Origin of the sequence: Mesorhizobium sp. M7A.F.Ca.MR.362.00.0.0, assembly GCF_004023175.1 — a bacterium.
Lineage (GTDB): Bacteria > Pseudomonadota > Alphaproteobacteria > Rhizobiales > Rhizobiaceae > Mesorhizobium.
The window spans coordinates 1-18,932 of the sequence record NZ_RZTF01000088.1; the positions used below are offsets into that span (position 1 = coordinate 1).

37 protein-coding genes are annotated in these 18,932 nt (G+C 59.1%); 33 read left to right on the top strand and 4 right to left on the bottom strand.

The features are described 5' to 3' along the window. Positions 1-395: 395 nt before the first annotated feature. Positions 396-743, bottom strand: a complete 348-nt coding sequence (locus EOC06_RS13815) for a helix-turn-helix domain-containing protein (RefSeq protein WP_128308009.1) — start codon at positions 741-743, stop codon at positions 396-398. A gap of 97 nt (positions 744-840) precedes the next feature. Between EOC06_RS13815 and EOC06_RS13820 the strand changes: the two genes are divergently transcribed. Beyond that, the gene (locus EOC06_RS13820; RefSeq protein WP_128308010.1) at positions 841-1,041 is read left to right on the top strand and encodes a Cro/CI family transcriptional regulator; all 201 of its coding nucleotides are present in this window, start codon (positions 841-843) and stop codon (positions 1,039-1,041) included. Beyond that, entirely contained in the window at positions 1,038-2,117 is a 1,080-nt protein-coding gene (locus EOC06_RS13825; protein WP_128308011.1) for a sigma factor-like helix-turn-helix DNA-binding protein, read from the top strand. The genes EOC06_RS13820 and EOC06_RS13825 overlap by 4 nt, the downstream gene beginning before the upstream one ends. Here EOC06_RS13825 and EOC06_RS13830 read toward each other — a convergent pair. Both EOC06_RS13830 and EOC06_RS13835 read right to left on the bottom strand, forming a co-directional pair. Beyond that, positions 2,114-2,377 (bottom strand): hypothetical protein, encoded by a 264-nt coding sequence (locus EOC06_RS13830; protein WP_128308012.1) that lies wholly within the window; start codon positions 2,375-2,377, stop codon positions 2,114-2,116. The two genes, EOC06_RS13825 and EOC06_RS13830, sit on opposite strands and share 4 nt — an antisense overlap. 141 nt (positions 2,378-2,518) lie before the next feature. Further along, on the bottom strand, positions 2,519-2,740 hold the full coding sequence (locus EOC06_RS13835) for a hypothetical protein (protein WP_128308013.1): 222 nt from the start codon (positions 2,738-2,740) through the stop codon (positions 2,519-2,521). A gap of 104 nt (positions 2,741-2,844) precedes the next feature. On the opposite strand from EOC06_RS13835, the gene EOC06_RS13840 reads away from it, so the two are divergent. Together EOC06_RS13840 and EOC06_RS13845 are read left to right on the top strand one after the other, a co-directional pair. Then, the gene (locus EOC06_RS13840; RefSeq protein ID WP_128308014.1) at positions 2,845-3,090 is read left to right on the top strand and encodes a hypothetical protein; all 246 of its coding nucleotides are present in this window, start codon (positions 2,845-2,847) and stop codon (positions 3,088-3,090) included. Then, positions 3,087-3,467 carry a hypothetical protein gene (locus tag EOC06_RS13845; RefSeq protein ID WP_128308015.1) on the top strand — a complete coding sequence of 127 codons (381 nt, stop codon included), beginning with the start codon at positions 3,087-3,089 and terminating at the stop codon, positions 3,465-3,467. The genes EOC06_RS13840 and EOC06_RS13845 overlap by 4 nt, the downstream gene beginning before the upstream one ends. Positions 3,468-3,472: 5 nt before the next feature. Here EOC06_RS13845 and EOC06_RS13850 read toward each other — a convergent pair whose 3' ends face one another. Beyond that, complete coding sequence (locus EOC06_RS13850) at positions 3,473-3,922, bottom strand: hypothetical protein (protein ID WP_128308016.1); 450 nt, start codon at positions 3,920-3,922, stop codon at positions 3,473-3,475. Between EOC06_RS13850 and EOC06_RS13855 the strand changes: the two genes are divergently transcribed. From EOC06_RS13855 to EOC06_RS13980, 29 genes are all read left to right on the top strand, one after another. Continuing rightward, positions 3,921-4,364: a hypothetical protein gene (locus EOC06_RS13855; protein WP_128308017.1), complete on the top strand. Its 444-nt coding sequence runs from the start codon at positions 3,921-3,923 to the stop codon at positions 4,362-4,364. The genes EOC06_RS13850 and EOC06_RS13855 overlap by 2 nt on opposite strands. Before the next feature lie 3 nt (positions 4,365-4,367). After that, positions 4,368-4,589: a hypothetical protein gene (locus EOC06_RS13860; protein ID WP_128308018.1), complete on the top strand. Its 222-nt coding sequence runs from the start codon at positions 4,368-4,370 to the stop codon at positions 4,587-4,589. Between the two features lie 23 nt (positions 4,590-4,612). Beyond that, the gene (locus EOC06_RS13865) at positions 4,613-4,831 is read left to right on the top strand and encodes a hypothetical protein (RefSeq protein ID WP_128308019.1); all 219 of its coding nucleotides are present in this window, start codon (positions 4,613-4,615) and stop codon (positions 4,829-4,831) included. After that, a complete protein-coding gene (locus EOC06_RS40140) occupies positions 4,828-4,992 on the top strand; it encodes a hypothetical protein (RefSeq protein ID WP_164898569.1) in 165 nt (54 codons plus the stop codon). The genes EOC06_RS13865 and EOC06_RS40140 overlap by 4 nt, the downstream gene beginning before the upstream one ends. Next, entirely contained in the window at positions 4,989-5,774 is a 786-nt protein-coding gene (locus EOC06_RS13870) for a DNA cytosine methyltransferase (protein ID WP_128308020.1), read from the top strand. Before EOC06_RS40140 ends, EOC06_RS13870 begins: the two co-directional genes overlap by 4 nt. Then, on the top strand, positions 5,771-6,127 hold the full coding sequence (locus EOC06_RS13875) for a hypothetical protein (protein ID WP_128308021.1): 357 nt from the start codon (positions 5,771-5,773) through the stop codon (positions 6,125-6,127). Before EOC06_RS13870 ends, EOC06_RS13875 begins: the two co-directional genes overlap by 4 nt. Further along, a complete protein-coding gene (locus tag EOC06_RS13880) occupies positions 6,124-6,537 on the top strand; it encodes a hypothetical protein (RefSeq protein WP_128308022.1) in 414 nt (137 codons plus the stop codon). Before EOC06_RS13875 ends, EOC06_RS13880 begins: the two co-directional genes overlap by 4 nt. Next, positions 6,485-6,901 (top strand): hypothetical protein, encoded by a 417-nt coding sequence (locus EOC06_RS13885; RefSeq protein ID WP_128308023.1) that lies wholly within the window; start codon positions 6,485-6,487, stop codon positions 6,899-6,901. Before EOC06_RS13880 ends, EOC06_RS13885 begins: the two co-directional genes overlap by 53 nt. 9 nt (positions 6,902-6,910) lie before the next feature. After that, positions 6,911-7,438: a helix-turn-helix domain-containing protein gene (locus EOC06_RS13890; RefSeq protein WP_128308024.1), complete on the top strand. Its 528-nt coding sequence runs from the start codon at positions 6,911-6,913 to the stop codon at positions 7,436-7,438. A 1-nt stretch (position 7,439) separates the two neighbouring features. Further along, positions 7,440-7,622 carry a hypothetical protein gene (locus tag EOC06_RS13895; protein ID WP_128308025.1) on the top strand — a complete coding sequence of 61 codons (183 nt, stop codon included), beginning with the start codon at positions 7,440-7,442 and terminating at the stop codon, positions 7,620-7,622. A gap of 41 nt (positions 7,623-7,663) precedes the next feature. Beyond that, positions 7,664-7,879: a hypothetical protein gene (locus EOC06_RS13900; protein WP_128308026.1), complete on the top strand. Its 216-nt coding sequence runs from the start codon at positions 7,664-7,666 to the stop codon at positions 7,877-7,879. A gap of 79 nt (positions 7,880-7,958) precedes the next feature. After that, positions 7,959-8,573 carry a transcription termination/antitermination protein NusG gene (locus tag EOC06_RS13905; RefSeq protein WP_245469579.1) on the top strand — a complete coding sequence of 205 codons (615 nt, stop codon included), beginning with the start codon at positions 7,959-7,961 and terminating at the stop codon, positions 8,571-8,573. A 380-nt stretch (positions 8,574-8,953) separates the two neighbouring features. Then, positions 8,954-9,130 carry a hypothetical protein gene (locus tag EOC06_RS40145; protein WP_164898570.1) on the top strand — a complete coding sequence of 59 codons (177 nt, stop codon included), beginning with the start codon at positions 8,954-8,956 and terminating at the stop codon, positions 9,128-9,130. Positions 9,131-9,163: 33 nt separating this feature from the next. Next, positions 9,164-9,511: a hypothetical protein gene (locus EOC06_RS13910; protein WP_128308028.1), complete on the top strand. Its 348-nt coding sequence runs from the start codon at positions 9,164-9,166 to the stop codon at positions 9,509-9,511. Positions 9,512-9,547: 36 nt separating this feature from the next. Continuing rightward, complete coding sequence (locus tag EOC06_RS13915) at positions 9,548-9,952, top strand: hypothetical protein (protein WP_128308029.1); 405 nt, start codon at positions 9,548-9,550, stop codon at positions 9,950-9,952. Continuing rightward, complete coding sequence (locus tag EOC06_RS40150) at positions 9,952-10,122, top strand: hypothetical protein (RefSeq protein WP_164898571.1); 171 nt, start codon at positions 9,952-9,954, stop codon at positions 10,120-10,122. The genes EOC06_RS13915 and EOC06_RS40150 overlap by 1 nt, the downstream gene beginning before the upstream one ends. 22 nt (positions 10,123-10,144) lie before the next feature. After that, on the top strand, positions 10,145-10,594 hold the full coding sequence (locus tag EOC06_RS13920) for a DNA-packaging protein (protein WP_128308030.1): 450 nt from the start codon (positions 10,145-10,147) through the stop codon (positions 10,592-10,594). Continuing rightward, positions 10,591-11,997, top strand: a complete 1,407-nt coding sequence (locus tag EOC06_RS13925; protein ID WP_245469580.1) for a phage terminase large subunit — start codon at positions 10,591-10,593, stop codon at positions 11,995-11,997. The genes EOC06_RS13920 and EOC06_RS13925 overlap by 4 nt, the downstream gene beginning before the upstream one ends. Further along, positions 11,997-12,209, top strand: coding sequence for a hypothetical protein (locus EOC06_RS13930; protein WP_128308031.1), 213 nt, complete (start codon positions 11,997-11,999; stop codon positions 12,207-12,209). Before EOC06_RS13925 ends, EOC06_RS13930 begins: the two co-directional genes overlap by 1 nt. Before the next feature lie 5 nt (positions 12,210-12,214). Beyond that, positions 12,215-13,876, top strand: coding sequence for a portal protein (locus tag EOC06_RS13935; RefSeq protein ID WP_128308032.1), 1,662 nt, complete (start codon positions 12,215-12,217; stop codon positions 13,874-13,876). Continuing rightward, on the top strand, positions 13,873-14,073 hold the full coding sequence (locus EOC06_RS13940; RefSeq protein ID WP_128308033.1) for a hypothetical protein: 201 nt from the start codon (positions 13,873-13,875) through the stop codon (positions 14,071-14,073). Before EOC06_RS13935 ends, EOC06_RS13940 begins: the two co-directional genes overlap by 4 nt. Beyond that, positions 14,066-14,365: a hypothetical protein gene (locus EOC06_RS13945; RefSeq protein WP_128308034.1), complete on the top strand. Its 300-nt coding sequence runs from the start codon at positions 14,066-14,068 to the stop codon at positions 14,363-14,365. Before EOC06_RS13940 ends, EOC06_RS13945 begins: the two co-directional genes overlap by 8 nt. Beyond that, the gene (locus tag EOC06_RS13950; RefSeq protein WP_128308035.1) at positions 14,358-15,299 is read left to right on the top strand and encodes a hypothetical protein; all 942 of its coding nucleotides are present in this window, start codon (positions 14,358-14,360) and stop codon (positions 15,297-15,299) included. Before EOC06_RS13945 ends, EOC06_RS13950 begins: the two co-directional genes overlap by 8 nt. Positions 15,300-15,520: 221 nt before the next feature. After that, positions 15,521-16,357, top strand: coding sequence for a phage capsid protein (locus EOC06_RS13955; protein ID WP_128308036.1), 837 nt, complete (start codon positions 15,521-15,523; stop codon positions 16,355-16,357). Between the two features lie 12 nt (positions 16,358-16,369). Further along, positions 16,370-16,639 carry a hypothetical protein gene (locus EOC06_RS13960; RefSeq protein ID WP_128308037.1) on the top strand — a complete coding sequence of 90 codons (270 nt, stop codon included), beginning with the start codon at positions 16,370-16,372 and terminating at the stop codon, positions 16,637-16,639. A 101-nt stretch (positions 16,640-16,740) separates the two neighbouring features. After that, positions 16,741-17,217, top strand: coding sequence for a hypothetical protein (locus tag EOC06_RS13965; RefSeq protein WP_128308038.1), 477 nt, complete (start codon positions 16,741-16,743; stop codon positions 17,215-17,217). Further along, positions 17,214-17,435, top strand: coding sequence for a hypothetical protein (locus EOC06_RS13970; RefSeq protein ID WP_128308039.1), 222 nt, complete (start codon positions 17,214-17,216; stop codon positions 17,433-17,435). The genes EOC06_RS13965 and EOC06_RS13970 overlap by 4 nt, the downstream gene beginning before the upstream one ends. A 3-nt stretch (positions 17,436-17,438) precedes the next feature. Beyond that, positions 17,439-18,065: a hypothetical protein gene (locus EOC06_RS13975; RefSeq protein ID WP_128308040.1), complete on the top strand. Its 627-nt coding sequence runs from the start codon at positions 17,439-17,441 to the stop codon at positions 18,063-18,065. A gap of 59 nt (positions 18,066-18,124) precedes the next feature. Next, positions 18,125-18,932, top strand: an 808-nt coding sequence (locus tag EOC06_RS13980) for a hypothetical protein (RefSeq protein WP_206631187.1), incomplete at its 3' end; no start/stop codon positions are given.

Consider the following 18,932-nt stretch of genomic DNA (forward strand, 5'->3'; position numbering starts at 1 on the left):
GTTGATGAGAGTTTCCTCTCGTTTCGTTCGTCACACTACCACAGCCGAACCCGATGTACCGCGAAAAGCGATAGGCTGACTAACTATTTTTCTTGAAGAGGTCGCCGGCTTGTGAGAGAAGCGTTAGCGAAAGAATCGGCGACGGGGGTGCAATTCCCCTTGCAGGTGAAGCCGAAGGCGCTGGAAGCGAAAGTCCTAGCGTGCTGCCTGAAAGTAAGGACGGATTGCCGAGAGGCGTCCTGGTACGTGTCCCCTACCGGCTCAGGCCTTCAGGACATCGGCCCATGGTTTCCCCCGGCTCTGTGGCAATGCCATGGGGTAGGGGGAAGCTTTGGCCGGAACCCCACCTCTCGCGACCTTCAGAACCTTTTAGATTTAGCTCTACGGAAGATTGGTTATTGCTTACGGCCGCCAACGATTCCGCGAACGAAGCCAAGCGCCTCGGCTTGCAAGTCGGCGGGCTGGCCACGAAGCGCATCGGTGATATCGACCACCGTGCCCTCTTTCAAGGGATTGACCCTGAAGACGTCGCCTGGCGTGTGGCGGAAAGCGTCCGCCAGTGCATAGACCATTTCCTCTGTCAATTCGGTCGTGCCGCTTTCGATCTGAGAAATCAGGCCGCGCGAACGATCGACCCGCTCGGCGAGCTGGTCTTGGGTCAGGTCACGGTACACCCGCCATTCCTTGACATAATGTCGGACTGGCCTGCGTTCCTTGGTGTTTTGTCGGGCCTGTTTAGCCATCCTTGCATTTTCTTCCGGCACTTTTTTTCGGGCAAGACAGCCAAACTAACGATTTTTGTAGACAAGCCGCGTTAGTCACGCTAACGTCGCAGCCATCATGGAAAAACTTACCACTTGGATCAACGAAGGACGCGGCAGGCTGACCGAGGTCGCCAGGGCGTGCGGGATCACTCATAGCGCGGTCTCGCAGTGGGATCGCGTTCCTAGCGATCGGGTGCTGATCGTTGAGAGGGTAAGCGGCATCCCGCGCGGCGAACTCCGCCCCGATCTGTATGGGGAATTGGAGGCCGCGTCGTGAGGCCGGAACTCTGGGAGCAGCGCGTCGAGCGCGTCAAGGAATGCTTCGCGGCTGGCTTCAACCAGACCGAGACGGCGAACTTCCTTGGCATTACAGCGACCACGGTCAGAACGTACGCTAAACGCGCTTCCTTGCCTGTGCCGACGAGCGCAGTAAACCTCAACAGCATTCGAGACTGTGCGTCTCGCGGGTTGACCCGCGCCGAAACCGCCGCAGAGCTTGGCCTGTCGGTGGCCACGGTCGGCCAATATGGCCGCGAATATGCCATCCCGTTTCGCCACGCCGGGACGTCCATGAACGATGCTCGTTCCGAGCCGATGGCCGCCATGTACAAGGCTGGCAAAACGCTTGAAGAGATTGGCGCCGTATACTCGGTCACTCGGGAGCGGGTGCGCCAGATCCTGAAGAAATACCACGGCATCGTCGGCAAGGACGGCGGCCAGTCGGCGCGAGCCGTAACCCGCAAGCAAAGCGCAGAAGCCAAGAAAAACGCCAAGTTCATGGCGCGTTACGGCTGTTCGTTCGCCGACTATCAGTCCTTTGCCTCTCTGAGCAAAGAGATGCGCGCCAATGGGTCTACCTACGGGAAGGCCGTCCTTGGTGCCTACAGGGCTCAGGAGCGTAGCGCTAAACGGCGCGGCATTGAGTGGAACCTTACCATTCTGGAGTGGTGGGATATCTGGCAGAAGTCCGGCAAATGGGAGCAGCGTGGCCGTGGACAAGGCTACATGATGTGCCGGTTCGGCGATGCTGGATACTATGCCACAGGCAATGTCTACATCGCCACAGGTATCCACAACGGCACGGTCCAGCCGAACAATCCCTATCGCAAAAATCACCCCGACCATGCTGAAGTTGTTCAGAGGCTCAGAAGGGGAGGCCACCGCAAGACGGACAAGCCTCTTCACCGCGTGAACATCGGCCTGCCAAAGGGTGTCACGATCAGGCACGGGCGCTTCCAAGCCCAAGCGTCGATTGGTGGCAAGAACAAATATCTGGGCACATTCCCGACGCCAGAGGCGGCACATCATGCCTACGTCGCGGCCATCTCCACTCTGCTGGAGGTCGTGGCCTAATGTGCCAGTCTCAATCGCTCCCCACCGCAACAGGCTACACCCAGCGCCTTCATGGTGCTTGGCATGTTGGCCAGAACCAGAGCAGCCGGCATCACCAGTCTGGCGACAATGACGTGTTCTTCCACGCCGTTGTCGTGGATCGATTTCTGCTTGGAGAAGAAGGTGAATCTCAGAAGCCCGTCGCCCAAGTCCTCGGGTTCGAGGCGTCCCGAAACAAAAATGTCTGGCACGATGGCCGGTTCGGTCAGAACAATACCCATAAATATTCTCCCCCGTTCGGGCCTGTTTTCTTGGCCCAAGTCGGAAGAGATCACCCAAAATATCACGGTGCAACGATTCAATCGGTTCGCCCGAAACGCTTTGCACAGGCCGTTACCAATCTTGATGAATGTGCAGTTAATTCAATTACTACCGGAGGCAAGTGCTTTCCGAAGATCCCGGGCCAGAGCGCGGGCAATCCCATCCGGCAGAACCAGTCGATTGACGATGCGATGTTCATCGCCATGCGTCACCCAGGCGACCAAGCGCACTTCGCCGTCGATACGCTCGATGTCCACGCCTTCGGAAAAAACATCCATGATGATGGCAGGTTCGGTCAGCGCTGGGTCTTCGTCATCAGCCATTTGAACAATCCCAATTCGTTGCCTGAGCCGGTTACGACGGCAGCGAATAGCGCGGGGCTGAACCCCCTCCCGGCCTCGCGCGCCCATTCACAGGTCATCGCAGCATGACCGACATCCCAGAAGATATCCTCGAAGCCGCGCGCGCTATTGTTAAAGCGCCGATCGCAGACGACGAAGGTAACAGCCTCGCGTACTTCGCTGGCTCCTACACGCCAAAGGCCATCCAAGTCCTGGCCCGCGCCATCCTTGCCGAGCGCAATCGCTGCGCACAGATCGCGCGCAATGCCCTTCAAGGCGAACTTGAGGACGCTATCCGCACCCCCTCCACACCCAAGAGGGCAGACACATGAGCGCTTACCAGGATTGGCACTTTGGAATGAAGGTCGTTTGCGTTAAAACCTGGTCCAGTAGAGGCTATGGATATGGCGACGAAATAGGGCCCGTCGCCGGCAATACCTATACGATCAGGGAAATCGGCTATTTTCGCAGCGAAAACCAAGGCCATCTTCAAGTTCGCCTTTGCGAGATAGTGAACAAGGCTAGGCCTTACAGAGATATCGGCGTTAGGGAGCAATCTTTCAGGGCATCCCGCTTTCGCCCTGTCCAAAACCGCGCCACAGACATCAGCATTTTCACCGCCCTTCTCAACCCGTCCGAAGACGAAACCTTCCGCGAACTCGAAGCGGAACAGTTCGCCTACGAGCCAACGGAGGTTCCCTTCCGGTGACCGGCTCATTTGCATCCTCTGGAGCGTGTCACAGCGCGATCTACCCCCGTCAGGGAGGCGTCCAGAGTAGGGCGTGCGGTCTCCTTGGGACTGATTTTTTCCGACACATAATCCAAGCCTACCGTGAAACCCGCACGTCCACCCAATCCGCTGCCACGACACTCCTCCCCGTTGGCAACGGTAGACTGCTGACGACGAGGATCGAGCGTACCCGAACCCAACGCGCTCTTCTCGTCGTCAGCGCCTTTCTCCCGGCTCGCAGGGACATACTGCCGGGGATCTTGAATTTCTGCCGGACCATTTTGGCCGCCGGCAAGCCTTCGTTCTTTTCGTTCGTCAATGGCTCTGCAAAGCCGACGAACGGCATCGCTAACACTCTCAGTCTCTCGCCAGTTGTCCTCTCGTTGTCCGTTCTGCATGTCCGCAACATGCAGCACAGGAACGTTCAGGATCATGGAAAAAACCACCGCAACCACGGATAAAAAGCAGATGTCAGATGTAGCTTTGGCGCGATCGTACGTCGCGGATATCGGGGGCAGGGGAAAGGTCAAAGCCATCCTCAATGCAGCCTATGACCGCCTCGCAGATATGTTCCCGCACAGAGGGGAGCCTGGCCACCAGTGGACCGAGAGGCGCGTCCGCGCGTTCTGGTACGGCGAGGCCGCCTATGTCGAATTCCGGGAAATGAAGGAGCTGCACACAGCGGCGGCAAAGGCAAAAGAAGAGCGCGAATTGCTCCAGAAAGCGAGGAAAGAACATGCCGCATTCATCGAGAAAACCGCCTCTTATCGTGCGCTTCTTGAGCGTACGGACGAGGATTTCTATCGCCCTGAGATTGAGGGATTGGGCGGCCGGATGGGCGGCCTGGATCGCTCCCGAGTTGGAAGAGGGGAATGACTGATGGACCGCGAAGCCGAAAACAAGCGAATGAACGACACGCTGGATGCGATTGATCCGCGCCGCGCCTTTGTCAACGCCAGACGCATTTGCGCGCGGCGATATCAGCGCTCGCCGAATTGGGTGCTTGCCATGGAGCTGTTCGGCCTTGGCAGCACCTATTCCTTCGCACTGTGCCGGCGCTTCGGGATCGACCCCGAGAGCTGCAAGCTGACCGCCTCATAATCCCAAACAGAGGGAATACACCCATGAGCAGGACAGCGTTCATCGCATGGAATGAAGGCAAGACGGAGGGCGTGGTGTTCCTCCGCGAAAAGGACGCCCGTTCGGCCCTTGATGGCAAACATCGATATGACGCGGAGCTTGGCTTTAAGTCGATCTCAACTTTAGCCGAGAACTTCCACGAAGCCTACGGCGAGGACAAATGCACCGTCGAAGCTGTGACGCTGCCGGATGCCGCGTCATGAACGACATAGAGCACAATATCCGCCTCTCCCAAGCTGGCCATCCCCAAGACGAACCAGAAACCAAAGCATCCGGCATATGGATGTACGGCGTTCTCGCTGTTGCGGTCGCGGCATTCGCATACGCTGTCTATCGGGCTGGCGTGGCGTGGATGGCTGTATGAGCAAGCTGCGCGTCCTCGATCTCTTCAGCGGTATCGGCGGCTTTAGCCTCGGGCTGGAGCGCACTGGCGGTTTCGAGACCGTGGCGTTCTGCGAGATCGAACCGTTTCCACGCCGCGTCTTGGCGAAACATTGGCCTAGGGTACCGATCTATGAAGATGTCCGCGAACTCTGTGCCGACCGCCTCGCCGCAGACGGAATTGCCATGGATGTCATCACAGGAGGATTCCCATGCCAGGATATCAGCCTCGCGGGATCGGGCGTTGGACTGGATGGCGAGCGTTCCGGGCTATGGTCTGAGATTGCCAGACTTGCTGGCGAATTACGACCAAAATTCGTCATCTTGGAAAACGTCTCAGCGCTCCTTGGTAACGGAATGGGCCGAGTTCTCGGAGACCTGGCCGCGCTCGGGTACGATGCGGAATGGCATTGCATACAGGCTTCCCGAGTTGGCGCCCCGCACGACCGCGATCGGGTCTGGATTGTTGCCCACTGTGACGAAATCGGACGGCTGTTCTCAGGGCAATATCCTGACAGAGAACATGCGCTACAGATACGACGCCAATGGCATACCTCGCCGCCTGACACCGGGTGGAGAGACGTTCAGCGCTGGTTTAGCTCGCTTGTTCAAGATGGCTACGGGCGAAACCCTGCCGGCCAGGCTAACGGAATGGTGGATGGGCTTCCCGAAGAATTGGACGAAATTGCCGCCCACGGGAATTCCGTAATCCCCGCGATCCCAGAGCTAATAGGCCGCGCCATCCTCCAAGCGAGGGCAGCATGATAGCCATAGACCTCCCATGGCCGGCAAACGAGCTTCGCCCCAATGCTCGACCTCATTGGGCAGCAAAGGCGCGCGCTACGAAGAAAGCTCGCATTGCAGCGGCCTGGGCCTGCAAGATCGCCGGCATCCGGCCCAATGACCCGGACATCCCCCAAGCCCTTCGCGTTACCGCAGTTTTCGCGCCGCCCACTGCCCACGCCAGAGACGACGACAACATGCTCTCTGCTTGCAAGGCGTATTTTGATGGTGTCGCCGATTTCATAGGCGTCGATGACAGCAAGTGGTCGATCGCCATTCGCCGGGAAGCCGTTGTCAAAGGCGGAAGCGTTCGCATCGAACTGGAGGCCGCATGAGCCTAGAGACACGCCACGCCATCCTAGACGCGCTGCTGACGGTGTTGGACGCTGATCATGCAGAAGCCGTCCTAGATCACCGCAAGACCAAGAAATGTGCCCTGACGGTCTTCGCTGCCAAGCTGCTGGCGAAACAGTTCGCACTCTGCCCGGACCCGAACGCGGCTGCCGAGGAAATGATCATTCGAGGCTGGACCGGGTTCAAGGCTGACTGGATGCGCAAGGCAGCAAAGACAACCGGCAAACGCAATTTTGCAGACGTAGCCATGGAAAAATTCAATGGACCAGAGAGCGTATTTGGCAGTCGTCGGGATGTTGAACTCGTTTCCACAGGGCACGGGCAATCCGGATCTGACGATGGGAACCTACGAGGCGGTTTTGCAGGGCCTTTCGCCGCAAGCCGTCACTGAGGCAGCGCAGAGGTTCACCATGGGCGACGTGCAGGCGCAGTCAAAGACCTTTGCCCCGGCGATCGCGGAGTTCGTCACCGAAGCCCGGAAGCGCCAGGACATCATCGACACACTGGCGAGGAAGCCGAAGCAGCTCGTCCATTATCGCAACGACCATCTGCGCCCCTTCGAAATCCTCCGCCAGAAGGCGCTCACCAAGTTCCAAGACTGTCCCGTCCTTCACGAGAAAATCGGCCACCCGGAATTTATGGCGATGTCCAAAATGGGGCAGATCCCGGCCGGTGGCGGCTGGTGCGCGGAGACAGGGACGGTTTATGGCCCGCCGTTTGAACAGATCTCGCTCGGCAAAAGAAAACAAGCGTAGGAGTTTCACATGCATCTGATCAGTTATGCTGGATACGAAGGCCCGCGCCGCACCATTCCGGTACGCAAGCCACAAACCAGGCACGAGCGTCGATGGGCTCACAAGATCGATCCTGTCACCAGAACGCAAGCCGCGATGGATGAATTCAACCGGGAGGGCATGAGGGTCTTCAATGACCGAGGAATGCCCGCCGTCTATCGGGAAGTTGTGCGTGTGGTGGCGAGGGCGCACAGCATCAACGTGATGCTCTTGGCGAGCAAGAGCCGCATGCGAATAGCGGTTCTGGCGCGCAATGAAGCCATGTACAAGATCAAGGCACACGACAACCGTATTTCCATGCCAAAGCTGGGAAGATGGTTCGAGCGCGACCATACGTCGGTGCTATACTGCATTGCCTGCCATCAGGAGCGCAACAGGCTGCCATTGCTGGTTGGGTTTGACCTTGTGCGGATTCGCCGGCGCAATGCCATGGTAGCGGCCCAACGCGTACTTTCTAAGGCCGCTCCGCTCTCTCCCGCAGAAACCACGGAACAGTAGAATGACCGACGTACCGGAAGACGCAGCCAGGCAAAACATGGCCCGCCGGCTTTTCAAGGAATTCAGGCCGACGACAGACATGGGTGATCCGATCAGCCTTCACGATTTTGAAGCCGATCGGTTGGCCGAGATCATCGCAGAATACGTGGAAGCGGCTATCTCGCGCGCCAGGGTAGCGTCATGAGGCTGCGCCATCGGATACTCCGGTTCTTGGCGTTTGGCGACATGGTCATCCTCAACACTGACCTCGCCAACGATGGCACGATAAGGTCCAGGAATGCCGGGCCAATGCTCATTGCCGGCGTGAAGGCTTGGCAATGGGATCGTAATTGCGCCCTGTCGTTCGGCCCGAGCAACCCAGGCGCTATCATGCATTTCGAGCCATACGGCAATCAAGGCATGATGGTGACCGACTGCATCTTTGACGGTCGCAAACCCTAAAACCCCAACACCCACCCTTTCAACGCGGGGACGCAGACATATGACATGGTACGCCATACGAACGGCTCCAGGCGCCCAAATGCCCCAACGTGAGTATGTTGTCGAGCCGACAGCGCTCGGGCTTGATGGTCGGCCACGAGGGAAGGGCTACCGGATTGTTCCAAGCCTAGATCCTGACGTGTCTGCGATTGAGCGCTCCCTATCGAATGCGCGGTTCGTCCACTACATGCCGGTGGAAAAGCGCCTTGTGCGGGATCGCAAGAAAACAGACCTGTGGAAGCCACGCCGCTTTGCTCTGCTCCTCGGCTATGTCTTCGTGCAGGACGTGGAGCGCTGGGCAGACCTCGAAGAGACTCCCGGTGTCGCGAGCGTCGTGCGGTCCATGGGCAAGCCGATGCCCATCAGGGTTGATGATATCCTGCTCCTGCGCACGATGGAAGCCGAAGCCGCTCTGCAATTTGACAGGCTGGTGGAAGAAAGGGCCGCCAAAGCCCGCCAGCTTACCCGCAAGAGAGCAGCGAAGGTATTCCCGCCCGGAAGCCTTGTCGAGATCATGAAAGGCCACGGAGAGGGCCGCTACGCCACCACGCTAGGCCCCGGCCGCAAAGGGCAACTCAGGGTGTTGCTTGCCAGCCTGGAGGCTGAGGTTTCAGTGCCCATGGATGCCATTCAGCTTGTCGCGGACGCCGCTTGACTATTAACCGAGCAGTGGTTAATTTACGCAAAGGTGATTTGCGCGCGACGGGGACACGTCCCGGTGCAACTCAGCGGAGAGCTTCACGGCTCCGCGCCTTAGCAACATTTTGCCAAAATTCATCAGTTTGCCGGTCATCATCCGTCGCGTCGAAACGCATCGGGTTGGGATAAGCGCAGTCGCACAGCGTTCTGCCGCCGGCAAAGCCCTACAGCAATGCGCCAACGAACGGTCACTCGGAAGATTACCGACACCCCGTTGGACAAAGCTCCGTCCCCTGCCGCCCTCGGGTTCAGGCAAGGCAGTCATGAGCACATGATGCGACTGGTGGCGTGGCCACAAAGCCGGGCGCGGAGCATAACTCATTCAGAAAGCCACCAATGCCTGAACCCCGCCAGATCACCGAGATAGCGGAACGCGAAGCCGCACTGTTCAAAGCGGAACAGTCCAGGCAGTTTCTCGATTGCGCCATTCATCTCTGTGCCACCTCGATGAGCATCCCGGCATTGATCAGGCTGCTGAGGGATCACGTCACGATTCTGGAAGAGTTCGGCTGACCTCATCCCAATTTCCCTGAAGGATTAACGCACATGGCTCTGCCTGCTGGCGTCTCGCGCGATTCAATCCGTGCGGTCTACGAACTGCTGTCCAACGGTGAATACGAAACCGTTGCAGCGTCGGCAACGGATCAGGTTCTCGGTGCAACCGGAGCCATCGGCGATTATCTCACGCGCCTGATCATTGTCGTAGCCACCGCAGCGACCGCGCAAGTGCAGATCAAGGACGGCGCCGGATCGGCAATCACCGTCTTCCCGAACAGCCCCGGCGGCGGCATAGGCACCTATACCGTTGAGATTGGGCTGAAGGCTACCGGTGCTGGCTGGAAGGTCACCACTGGGGCTGGTGTCAGCGTCATCGGCGTTGGCGACTTCACCTAAACCCCAAAGCAACAGCAATCATAAGGGAATACCACCATGTTTCACTCGCTCTACGGCAAGAAGCTCGGCTTCGATGATAACGACACCCTCCGCCACGATGCGGGGTCTGTCAGCCTGGACAGCGGCACAAAGACGGCAACCGCGACCGGCACCGGCGGCACAGGCACCGCAACACTCAACAAGGCGTCCGGCAAGATCACCACTGGCGCCCTTACCACGGCTGCTGCCGCGACCCACGTCCTGACCCTGACCAATTCAAAGATTGCGGCAGCCGACCAGGTTTACGTCTCGGTCGGCAAGGGTACGGCGACAACCGGCATCGTCACGGTTGCGGATGTCCTTCCCGCCGCCGGCTCTGTCGTCATCACGATCCAGAACATTGCAGCCGCAGCCGCCGTCAACGGCACGCTGGTCATCTCGTTCATGGTCGTCAAGGCCTAATGAACCTGATCCAGAAGCGGCGCACCAAAACTGACCCTGCACAACAGCGCAAGGCACAGGAAGAGGTGCGCCGCCAGATCGCTGTGGCTGTCTCGGTAGCCGAGAAGAGAACACAGGCTGAAACGCAAGCCGAAGTGCTTCAGGCTCTCGCGACAATCACCGGCATCTGAACAGGCTTGGAGGCAACAAGCCATGGCTGCTCCCAAGGGCAATGAATTCTGGAAGGCGCGCAGTTCGCACGGACGAAACCCAATCTTCGCGTCACCTGACGATTTATGGGCAGGGGCCAGCGAATATTTCGAATGGGTAGAAGCCAACCCGCTGTGGGAGGCTAAACCCTTCGCGTTCCAAGGCGTGGTGACGGTCGAGAATCTCGCCAAGATGCGAGCGATGACTATTACCGGCCTCTGCATCTTCCTCGATATCAGTCAGCAGGCATGGTCGGAATACAAACAGCGCGATGGTTTTGGTGAGATCACAACGCGCATAGACGAAATTATCCGCACCCAGAAGTTCGAGGGCGCATCCGCCGACCTGCTGAACGCGAACATAATTGCCCGCGATTTGGGCCTTGCCGACAAGCAGGAAACAAGCGGCGCGGTGACAGTAACGATTCAATCGTCGGACGCCGGCCTGCTGTGACATTCCAACTGACGGCCAAACAGAAGGCTCAGGTCGAACTCGCCTCCACTGATGCCACGCATATCATGGCCTATGGCGGTTCCCGTTCGGGGAAAACGTTCGGGTTCGTCCGCGCGGTGCTGCTCAGGGCTCTGGCTCACAAAAGCCGGCACGCGATCCTCCGCTATCGGTTCAACCACATCAAGGCATCGATCATCCTCGACACGCTGCCGAAGGTCATGGAACTCTGCTTCCCAGGCGTTGCGGCGAACTGCAAACTGGACAAGACCGACTGGTATTACACGCTGCCGAACGGCTCTGAAGTCTGGTTCGGCGGCCTGGATGACAAGGAACGGACGGAAAAGATCCTCGGACAGGAATATGCAACGCTCTATCTGAACGAGTGTTCGCAGATTCCGTATGCCTCCCGCAACATGGCAATGACCCGCTTGGCGCAAAAGACGCCGCTGCGGCTCAAGACCTACTACGACTGCAACCCTCCCGGAATGGCTCATTGGACCTACCGGCTGTTCGTTGAGAAGCGAGACCCGGACCGGCGTACGGCGCTGGCCAACCCTGAGAACTTCGCCGCCATCAGCATGAACCCGAAGGACAACGAAGCCAATCTCCCGGCCTCGTATCTGGAGGAGCTTCAAGGCATGTCGGAGGCGATGCGCCGGCGTTTCTGGCTCGGCCAGTTCGCCGACATGTCGGACTCCGCTCTGTGGACGATGGAACTGCTCGACCAGCAGCGCATCGTAGACGAGAAAGTGCCGGAGATGGTGCGGATTGTCGTCGCCGTCGATCCTTCCGGGGTCTCTGGCGAGGAAGACAAGCGTTCCGATGAGGTTGGCATTGTCGTCTGCGGCCTCGGCACTGACGGCAGGGGATACGTTCTGGAGGACATCTCCGGCCGTATGGCGCCCGCGCAGTGGGGTGCGGCGGCTGTCTCGGCATATGATCGCTGGGATGCCGACTGCATCGTGGCGGAAAGCAATTTCGGCGGCGCAATGGTCAAGGAGATCATCCGTTCGGCCGCTTCGAACCGGCAAGGCTCCATCGTTCCATACAACGAGGTCACGGCCTCTCGCGGCAAGATAGCACGGGCAGAGCCGATCGCAGCCCTGTTCGAGCAGCAAAAGGTTTCCCTGGTAGGCTACTTCCCTGAGTTGGAAGACCAGCTCTGCGCCATGACAACGGCCGGATATGTCGGCTCTCGCAGCCCGGATCGTGGCGATGCAATGATCTGGGGGCTGGCCTCGCTGTTTCCCGGCATGACGAAGAAGCGACACGGTGAGCTTGGAAGCCAGGCTCCCATCGTCAATGTCGGATACGCCAAGATGAAGAACCGCCCACAGGCTTACCGAGGCACAAGCGGCCCGGTGGTCAATCGAGGGCATGCGAACATGAAAGGATCACGCTGATGGGTTTTCTCTTCCCCAAAAAGCCGGAACCGGAAGCGGCCAAAGCCATGCCTGTGCCGGACGATGCCTCGTCGCGGGCCGCAGACGCTCGCCAGAAGCAGTTGATCGCGTCCCGCACCGGCCGCGCCTCAACCGTGCTGTCGCGTCCCACTGGTGGGGGTGAGGCCGGCACGTCGAGCTATGGCAACTCGCTGCTCGGATCGGCTGGCTAATCCATATGGATTCCCGCGCCAAGGAACTGGTCTCGATCGGCGACAAGCTGTTCTCCAAAAAGGAGCAATGGCATTCGCTGTGTCAGGAGATCGCCGAGAACTTCTATCCGATGCGCGCGGATTTCACCACGTCCTTCACGCTGGGCGATGATTTCTCCTCCAATCTGATGGATTCGTTCACCGTCCAGTCACGTGAAACACTGGGTAATACCATTGGCGCCTTGCTCCGTCAGGGCGAGTGGTTCGCGGTCAAGACTGGCCTTGATGAGATCGATGAAGATCCGGCGAATGCCCGCTGGCTGGAATATGCGACAAATCATTTCCGCAGGCTGGTCTATGATCGCCGCGCCAATTTCGTCAGGGCCACGAACGAAGCTGACCATGACTGGGTAGCATTCGGCAATCCGGTCCTGTCGGTTGAGGAAAGCCCGGATCGCACACATTTCCTGTTCCGCACCTGGCATCCCAAGGAATGCGCCTGGATGGTGAATGCGGTCGGCAAGATCGACCACAACCAGCGCAACATGCCGATGACGGCGCGCAACATGAAAATGCGCAAGGCATGGGCCGGCAATCTGCACGCTGATGTTCTGCTCGCGGCGCAGAAGGAGCCGGCCAAGGAATTCAAGGTCAGGCATATCGTCCTGCCGTTCGAAGAAATTTACGGCGACGACAAGGCCAAGCGCCGCCAGTACAAGAACAGCCCGTTCTGCTCGCTCTATATCGACTGCGAGCATGAGACGGTGTTGAGCGAAGGCCCGCTGCCGGTGTTCAACTACGTCATTCCGCGGTGGCGCACGGTCTCCAACTTCCCGCAGGCATTCAGCCCGGCCACGATCAATGCGCTGCCCGATGGCAGGATGCTTCAGTCCCTCGCTCGAATCCTTCTGGAGCAGGGCGAAAAGGCTGTTGACCCGCCCATCTTCGGGCGTGGCGAGATATTCCGCGAGTTGAACCGCTATGCCGGCGGACTGACCTATGTGGATCTTGAAGCTGACCAGAAGCTTCAGGACGCCATCATGTTCGAGCAGCCGTCCAGCGGCATGAGCGTCGGCATGGAAATGAAGCAGGACGTTCGCAACCTCATTGCGGAATCCTTCCTGCTCAACAAGATCAATCTGCCGCCCCAGCAGAAAACAGCCTTTGAAACGCAAGCCAGGCTTGAAGAGTATCGCCGGGCAATCCTGCCGTTCACAGGCCCAATCGAGAGCGAATATCACCTGCCGCTGCTCGACATCGGCTTCCAGATGGCAGTCAGGAACAACGCCTTCAAGATCGATGAGATGCCCAAGGCGCTCTCCGATGCTGATGTGACGTTCACATTCGAAGGCCCGCTGAACACTGCCGAGGGCAGGCAGAACGTGCAGGCGTTTCAGGAATCGCTCCAGATCGTCGCTGGCGCTGCCAATATCGACAAGACGGTTGCCACGCTCATCGACTGGAAGAAAGCCACCAAGGATGCCGTTCGCGGCACCCAGGCTCCGGCCGACTGGTTCAACGATGAAAAGACCGCACAGGCGGCAACCGACCAGTCCAACACCATCGACGGGCTTACACAGGCTGCTGCTGCGCTCAAGGGCGGGGCAGACGTGGGCAAGAGCGTAGCCGATGCGTCCGTGGCGCTCCAGCAGGCCGGCATGATCCAGCAGCCGGCGGTGGCCGCGTGAGTTTCGAAGACGTGTTTGGCAAGGAAGTGGTCCGAGCCTACCGCGAAACGTGGGACGCGCTGCCTCGCCAGAAGCAACTGCTGTTTGCTCTCGCGCTGTTGACCGGTTGTGCGACCAGCCAACCGTCATGTTCCGACAACCCGCGCAATATGAACTGCATGACCGGTGATCAATTGGAGCGCGCACTCAGTGAGTGAAGCCCACGCACCCGCGCCATACGACAAAGACATCCTCATGGCGATACGCGCCCTGATCGCCGGTAAGGCCAACGAAGGCCAGCAGCAGACGGCCATGGACTGGATCATCCAGCAGGCCAGCAACCTCTATGACGTGAGTTATCGCAAGCAGGACAGCCATGCCACGGCCTTTGCCGAGGGCAGACGGTTCGTCGGCAACCAGATCGTCAAGATGACGCGTCCTGAAGCGCTCAAGGCAGTTGAGGGGAACGGACCCAAACCAGTTCGAGGCAAGAGGCAAACCAATGACTGAGGCAACCACCGAAACGGTCGAGAAGGTCGCTGAGACCACGACCGACACCAAAGCGGCCGAAACCACCACGCAATCGACCACAGCAGCCACCACAGAGGCGGCGAAGACTGCGGACACCGCAACGACCACGACTGACACGAAGGCGTCTGACGAGGTTAAGACCGAAGTCAAATCAGCCTGGGGCGATAGCTGGCGCGATGAAATGGCCGGCGGCGATGATGACGTTGCCAAGGCGATCGCCCGCTATGCATCTCCCAAGGGTGTAGCGCGGGCGCTTCGTGAGGCACAGGCCACAATTCGCTCCGGCCAGCAGCGGCTTCCCAAACCGGATGGCAAAGACGAAAAGGCCATGGCGGAATGGCGAAAGGCTGAAGGCATCCCCGACGACGCCACCGGCTACAAACTACCAGAGGCCGTGCAGAAGCGCATGGTCGATGACGACAAGCCCATCCTCAACAGCTTCACGGAATTCGCCTTTCAGAAGGGCGCCCGTCCAGATGTCGTGGAAATCGCCTCGGAATGGTACGTGAACATGGCTGAGGCTGCACAGGCCAAGCAGTCGCAGGATGACAAGATTGCCTCGGAAGAGGCTGAAGACGCCCTGCGCAAGGATTGGGCGCACGGGGAGTTCAAGGCCAACACCACGATAGCGCACCGCTTCATCGAAGGCATCCCCGGCGTAGGCGCCAAGTTCGCCGAAGCGCGTATTGGCGGCAAGCGTCTTGGCGACCTGCCCGAATTCATCTCGTGGGCCGCCGACATGGGCCGGGAGAAGTTCGGCGATATGGCTTTCACCACTAGCGACAGCGAGCGCAAGCACACTGCCCGCAAGGAAGAGATCGAAAAAATCATCGGCACCGACGAGTACTACGAGAAGAAGCTCGATGTCGAATATGCGGCGATCCTCGAAAAGGAGTTGAAGCGCCGCAAGTAAGAATTCCTGGCACCTGTCAGAGAATGAACGGCTCGCCTCGGCGGGGCTTTTTATTGCCCATCGGCCACCCCGGAAACGGCCCCGAGCCGGCAAGTCTACCTGCCTATGACGTGAAGCCCCGCTAGCTACCGGCCACCCCTGCAAAGGCCCTGGAACGCTTACGGCCACCCTGCACGACAGCGGCTCCAAAACCCTCACACAAACTCCAAAGGAGACTGATCATGGCTATCGAAGCCGCAATGATTCAGTATCGGAAAGAGTTCGTCGGGGCTTTCGAGCAGCGCGTGAGCCTGCTCAAGGCCATGACGACCAAGGAAGCAGTGATCAGTGGCAACCAGGCCACGTTCCTCGTTTCCGGTTCCGGAACTGATACCGCCGTCACCCGTGGGACCAACGGTCTCATCCCCTACGGCAATCCCACGAACTCGCAGAACACCGCGACGCTTGTTGAAAAGCATGCGCCGTATGAACTGACCGGGTTCAACATCTTCGCCTCCCAGGGCGACCAGAAGCGCGTCATGCAGACGGCGTCGATGGCGGTCATCAACCGCGATATCGACCTGACCCTGCTGGCCGAACTCGCCAACGCTACCCAGGACTTCGGCACCGGCACCGGCTCGCTGGCGACGGTGACTGGAGCTCAGGCCATCCTCGGCAATGCGGACATCCCGGTTGAAGACGAGAACAACATGTTCGCGATCATCAGCCCGGCGTTCCGTGGCTATCTCATGCAGACGACCGAATTCGCTTCGGGCGACTACGTGGATGTCAAGCCGTTCGGCGGCCCTGTCCGCAAGATGTTCCGTTGGATGGGCGTCAACTGGGCCGTCTCCAGCCGCGTCACCGGCCTCGGTACCGCATCTGAAATTTGCTACATGTTCCACCGCGATGCCATCGGCTATGCGGTGAACGTCGGCGAAGAGAAGATCGCTATCGGCTACGACGAAAAGCAGGACACGTCCTGGTCGCGCGCCACTGTCTTCCACGGAGCAAAAATCCTCCAGAACACCGGCATCGTGAAAATCACTCACGACGGCTCGGCGTTCGTTGCCACGTAAGGAGATCAGCACATGGCATACGTTCCTGACGCTCTGTGGATGAGCACGCAGTCGGTTGGAAATGGCGCCTACCCGCGCCGTTTCTACTACTACGATGCCGCCGCCGAATCCAACGCAACGCTTATCGGTGCCTCGTTCTTCTCGGACGGCGTAACCAAGGGCATGCGCGTTGGCGATCTGCTCGAAGTCGTGCAGGTGGGCACTCCCAAGTACAAAATCTACCAGGTCGCATCGGTCTCCGGTGCGGCTGCGACCGTCGCGGCTCCCACCGCGATCACCTGATACGCAGCTCTGCGGCTTCGGCTGCGGCGTTGCCTCCGTTGCGGTCGAGGGGGCTGGCAGATTGCTGGCCCCCGAACCGCTCCCCAACCATGAGGCAAATCATGAAGATCCCAGCGCAGACATCATTGAACAACGCTGACTACACCCGCACGCTCAGGCTCATGATCGTTCCCAATTCCATGACCATGGAAGAGGTCGCCATCCCCGGCAACTGGGCCAATGTCTTCGCCAAGGTGAAGACCGATGACGAAGTGATCGTCACGCCGGAGGATCGCTCCTGGCGCCTGCACCTGCTCGTTGCCGAAACCGGCGTGGGCTGGGTGAAGACGGTTCTTCTGCATGCGATCGACCTCAACAAGGTCGTCACCAAACCCAAGGCCGTCGAGCAGCCGGACGAAATCCCTGACGATGCTCCGCTGCCGCCTGACGGCTACACCGTCAATTTTGCTCCGGCCCATAAGTGGCGGGCGATGACCAATGACCCCCAGCTTGTCGTCAGCAAGGATCACAAGACCCGGATCGATGCCTTGAAGGCTGCCCATGAGCATGCCGCCAAGGCGCAAGGTCTCGCCGCGTGAGCAATGTCGTCAAGCTTGAGCCGGTCGAAGTCGGCGCGAGCTTCAGGTTCGATCCTGACCAGATTCTTGAAGAGGCCAAGGGGCAGGAGTTCACCTGCCTTGCTGTTCTTGCCCAGACTGAAGACGGCGAAATCTGGGTCACCGGGAATGCCAACGTCGGCGAGATCCTTGTGTTGATGGAACGCGCCAAGCAGCAACTCCTATTTGGAGAGGACTAACCCATGGCTAGCCGCCTCTCCATCTACAAATCAGCGTTGCGCTACCTCGGCAATGCCGCCGGCCTGTCCAGCCTGACAGAGGCAAGCCCGTCACGCTATGCGCTTGATGACGTATGGCAGGAGGCTGGCGAATACCTGCTTGCCAAGGGCTTGTGGAACTTTGCTATCCGCACGGTCCAGTTGTCCGAGGATGAAGACGTTGAGCCGCTGTTCGGCTATCAATATGCCTTCTCCAAGCCGACCGACTGGGTTCGCACAGCGGGAATTGCGTCGGAAGCAACCTTCCTCGGCTTCGAAGAATATTCGGACGAGGCCGGCTATTGGTATGCCGACTGCGACACGCTCTATGTGCGCTACATCTCCAACGATGAGGAGTTCGGCTGGAATGTCGGCGCCTGGCGCGAGCCATTCGCACAGGCTTTCGCCTGCTATCTGGCGTTCCAATGCGGCCTGCCTCTCTCCTCGGACAAGTCGAACCGCAACGACCTGTTCAATCTGTTCAAGACCCTGCTCACCGAAGCCAAGACGCTCGATGCCGTCGATGAGCGCGTGGACAGGAGCCCTGCCGGCCGTCTGGTGAAGTCCAGGCTTGCGGGCGGTCCTCTCTCCGGAACCCGGCGCGGTCTCTGATGCCTCGCGTCTCGACCTACCTACACGCGCTCAATGTCGGCGTCCAAGACAAGAAGCACTTGCCGCGCGTCGATCTACAGCGCATGCGGCTTGCGGCCGAGACGCAGACCAATCTCCTTCCGCTCACCAGCGGTCCCGCCTTCATGCGGCCAGGTCTGGAATATCTCTCCACCACGGACAGCAACGATATCTGCCGGCTGAAGGAATTCGTGTTCGGCGCGACCGATGCCGCGTTGATGGAGTTCACCGACCAACTTATGAGGGTCAAGGTCGAAGATGTTCTGGTGACAAGGCCGGCTGTCACCGCCGTTGTGGCAACTGGCGATTTCTCATCCGATACGAACTGGACCAAGACGGCTACCACCGGAGCCACCGTTACCATTTCGGGAGGCTATCTCAACCTAACGGCTTTGGCACGGGGGTCGAAAGCATCAGCATCGCAGACCGTGACGGTCAACCAGATCGGCACCGAACACGCCTTGCGCATCATCATCGAGCGCGGCCCGGTGACCCTTCGTGTGGGTTCAACGTCTGGCGGCGACGAGTATATCAACGAAACCACACTGCGCACAGGCGCCCACTCCCTGGCCTTCACGCCGACCGGCGCTTCGTTCTTTATTGTCTTCCAGTCCGAGCTTGAGCAACTGAAACGGGTGGATAGCGTCACCGTCGAAGCTGCCGGGATAATGACCCTTCCTACCAATTGGCTTGAAGCCGATCTCGACAAGATGCGCTTTGCGCAGTCTGCCGACGTGGTGTTCGTCACCTGCGCAGGCTATCGGCCTCAGCGCATTGAGCGCCGCTCAACCCGGTCATGGTCCGTGGTTCGCTATCAGCCCGACAATGGTCCGTTGACGACTGGCAGAA

Coding starts and splice junctions, on each gene's coding strand:
- EOC06_RS13975 (WP_128308040.1), top strand. CDS start 17,439: ATGGCTAGCCGCCTCTCCATCTACAAATCAGCGTTGCGCTACCTCGGC.
- EOC06_RS13815 (WP_128308009.1), bottom strand. CDS start 743: ATGGCTAAACAGGCCCGACAAAACACCAAGGAACGCAGGCCAGTCCGA.
- EOC06_RS13905 (WP_245469579.1), top strand. CDS start 7,959: ATGCCCCAACGTGAGTATGTTGTCGAGCCGACAGCGCTCGGGCTTGAT.
- EOC06_RS13930 (WP_128308031.1), top strand. CDS start 11,997: ATGGGTTTTCTCTTCCCCAAAAAGCCGGAACCGGAAGCGGCCAAAGCC.
- EOC06_RS13965 (WP_128308038.1), top strand. CDS start 16,741: ATGAAGATCCCAGCGCAGACATCATTGAACAACGCTGACTACACCCGC.
- EOC06_RS13875 (WP_128308021.1), top strand. CDS start 5,771: ATGATAGCCATAGACCTCCCATGGCCGGCAAACGAGCTTCGCCCCAAT.
- EOC06_RS13955 (WP_128308036.1), top strand. CDS start 15,521: ATGGCTATCGAAGCCGCAATGATTCAGTATCGGAAAGAGTTCGTCGGG.
- EOC06_RS13890 (WP_128308024.1), top strand. CDS start 6,911: ATGCATCTGATCAGTTATGCTGGATACGAAGGCCCGCGCCGCACCATT.
- EOC06_RS40145 (WP_164898570.1), top strand. CDS start 8,954: ATGCCTGAACCCCGCCAGATCACCGAGATAGCGGAACGCGAAGCCGCA.
- EOC06_RS13880 (WP_128308022.1), top strand. CDS start 6,124: ATGAGCCTAGAGACACGCCACGCCATCCTAGACGCGCTGCTGACGGTG.
- EOC06_RS13900 (WP_128308026.1), top strand. CDS start 7,664: ATGGTCATCCTCAACACTGACCTCGCCAACGATGGCACGATAAGGTCC.
- EOC06_RS40150 (WP_164898571.1), top strand. CDS start 9,952: ATGAACCTGATCCAGAAGCGGCGCACCAAAACTGACCCTGCACAACAG.
- EOC06_RS13820 (WP_128308010.1), top strand. CDS start 841: ATGGAAAAACTTACCACTTGGATCAACGAAGGACGCGGCAGGCTGACC.
- EOC06_RS13895 (WP_128308025.1), top strand. CDS start 7,440: ATGACCGACGTACCGGAAGACGCAGCCAGGCAAAACATGGCCCGCCGG.
- EOC06_RS13920 (WP_128308030.1), top strand. CDS start 10,145: ATGGCTGCTCCCAAGGGCAATGAATTCTGGAAGGCGCGCAGTTCGCAC.
- EOC06_RS13860 (WP_128308018.1), top strand. CDS start 4,368: ATGGACCGCGAAGCCGAAAACAAGCGAATGAACGACACGCTGGATGCG.
- EOC06_RS13950 (WP_128308035.1), top strand. CDS start 14,358: ATGACTGAGGCAACCACCGAAACGGTCGAGAAGGTCGCTGAGACCACG.
- EOC06_RS13915 (WP_128308029.1), top strand. CDS start 9,548: ATGTTTCACTCGCTCTACGGCAAGAAGCTCGGCTTCGATGATAACGAC.
- EOC06_RS13845 (WP_128308015.1), top strand. CDS start 3,087: ATGAGCGCTTACCAGGATTGGCACTTTGGAATGAAGGTCGTTTGCGTT.
- EOC06_RS13885 (WP_128308023.1), top strand. CDS start 6,485: ATGGGAACCTACGAGGCGGTTTTGCAGGGCCTTTCGCCGCAAGCCGTC.
- EOC06_RS13830 (WP_128308012.1), bottom strand. CDS start 2,377: ATGGGTATTGTTCTGACCGAACCGGCCATCGTGCCAGACATTTTTGTT.
- EOC06_RS13960 (WP_128308037.1), top strand. CDS start 16,370: ATGGCATACGTTCCTGACGCTCTGTGGATGAGCACGCAGTCGGTTGGA.
- EOC06_RS13855 (WP_128308017.1), top strand. CDS start 3,921: ATGGAAAAAACCACCGCAACCACGGATAAAAAGCAGATGTCAGATGTA.
- EOC06_RS13840 (WP_128308014.1), top strand. CDS start 2,845: ATGACCGACATCCCAGAAGATATCCTCGAAGCCGCGCGCGCTATTGTT.
- EOC06_RS13935 (WP_128308032.1), top strand. CDS start 12,215: ATGGATTCCCGCGCCAAGGAACTGGTCTCGATCGGCGACAAGCTGTTC.
- EOC06_RS13910 (WP_128308028.1), top strand. CDS start 9,164: ATGGCTCTGCCTGCTGGCGTCTCGCGCGATTCAATCCGTGCGGTCTAC.
- EOC06_RS40140 (WP_164898569.1), top strand. CDS start 4,828: ATGAACGACATAGAGCACAATATCCGCCTCTCCCAAGCTGGCCATCCC.
- EOC06_RS13870 (WP_128308020.1), top strand. CDS start 4,989: ATGAGCAAGCTGCGCGTCCTCGATCTCTTCAGCGGTATCGGCGGCTTT.
- EOC06_RS13835 (WP_128308013.1), bottom strand. CDS start 2,740: ATGGCTGATGACGAAGACCCAGCGCTGACCGAACCTGCCATCATCATG.
- EOC06_RS13865 (WP_128308019.1), top strand. CDS start 4,613: ATGAGCAGGACAGCGTTCATCGCATGGAATGAAGGCAAGACGGAGGGC.
- EOC06_RS13850 (WP_128308016.1), bottom strand. CDS start 3,922: ATGATCCTGAACGTTCCTGTGCTGCATGTTGCGGACATGCAGAACGGA.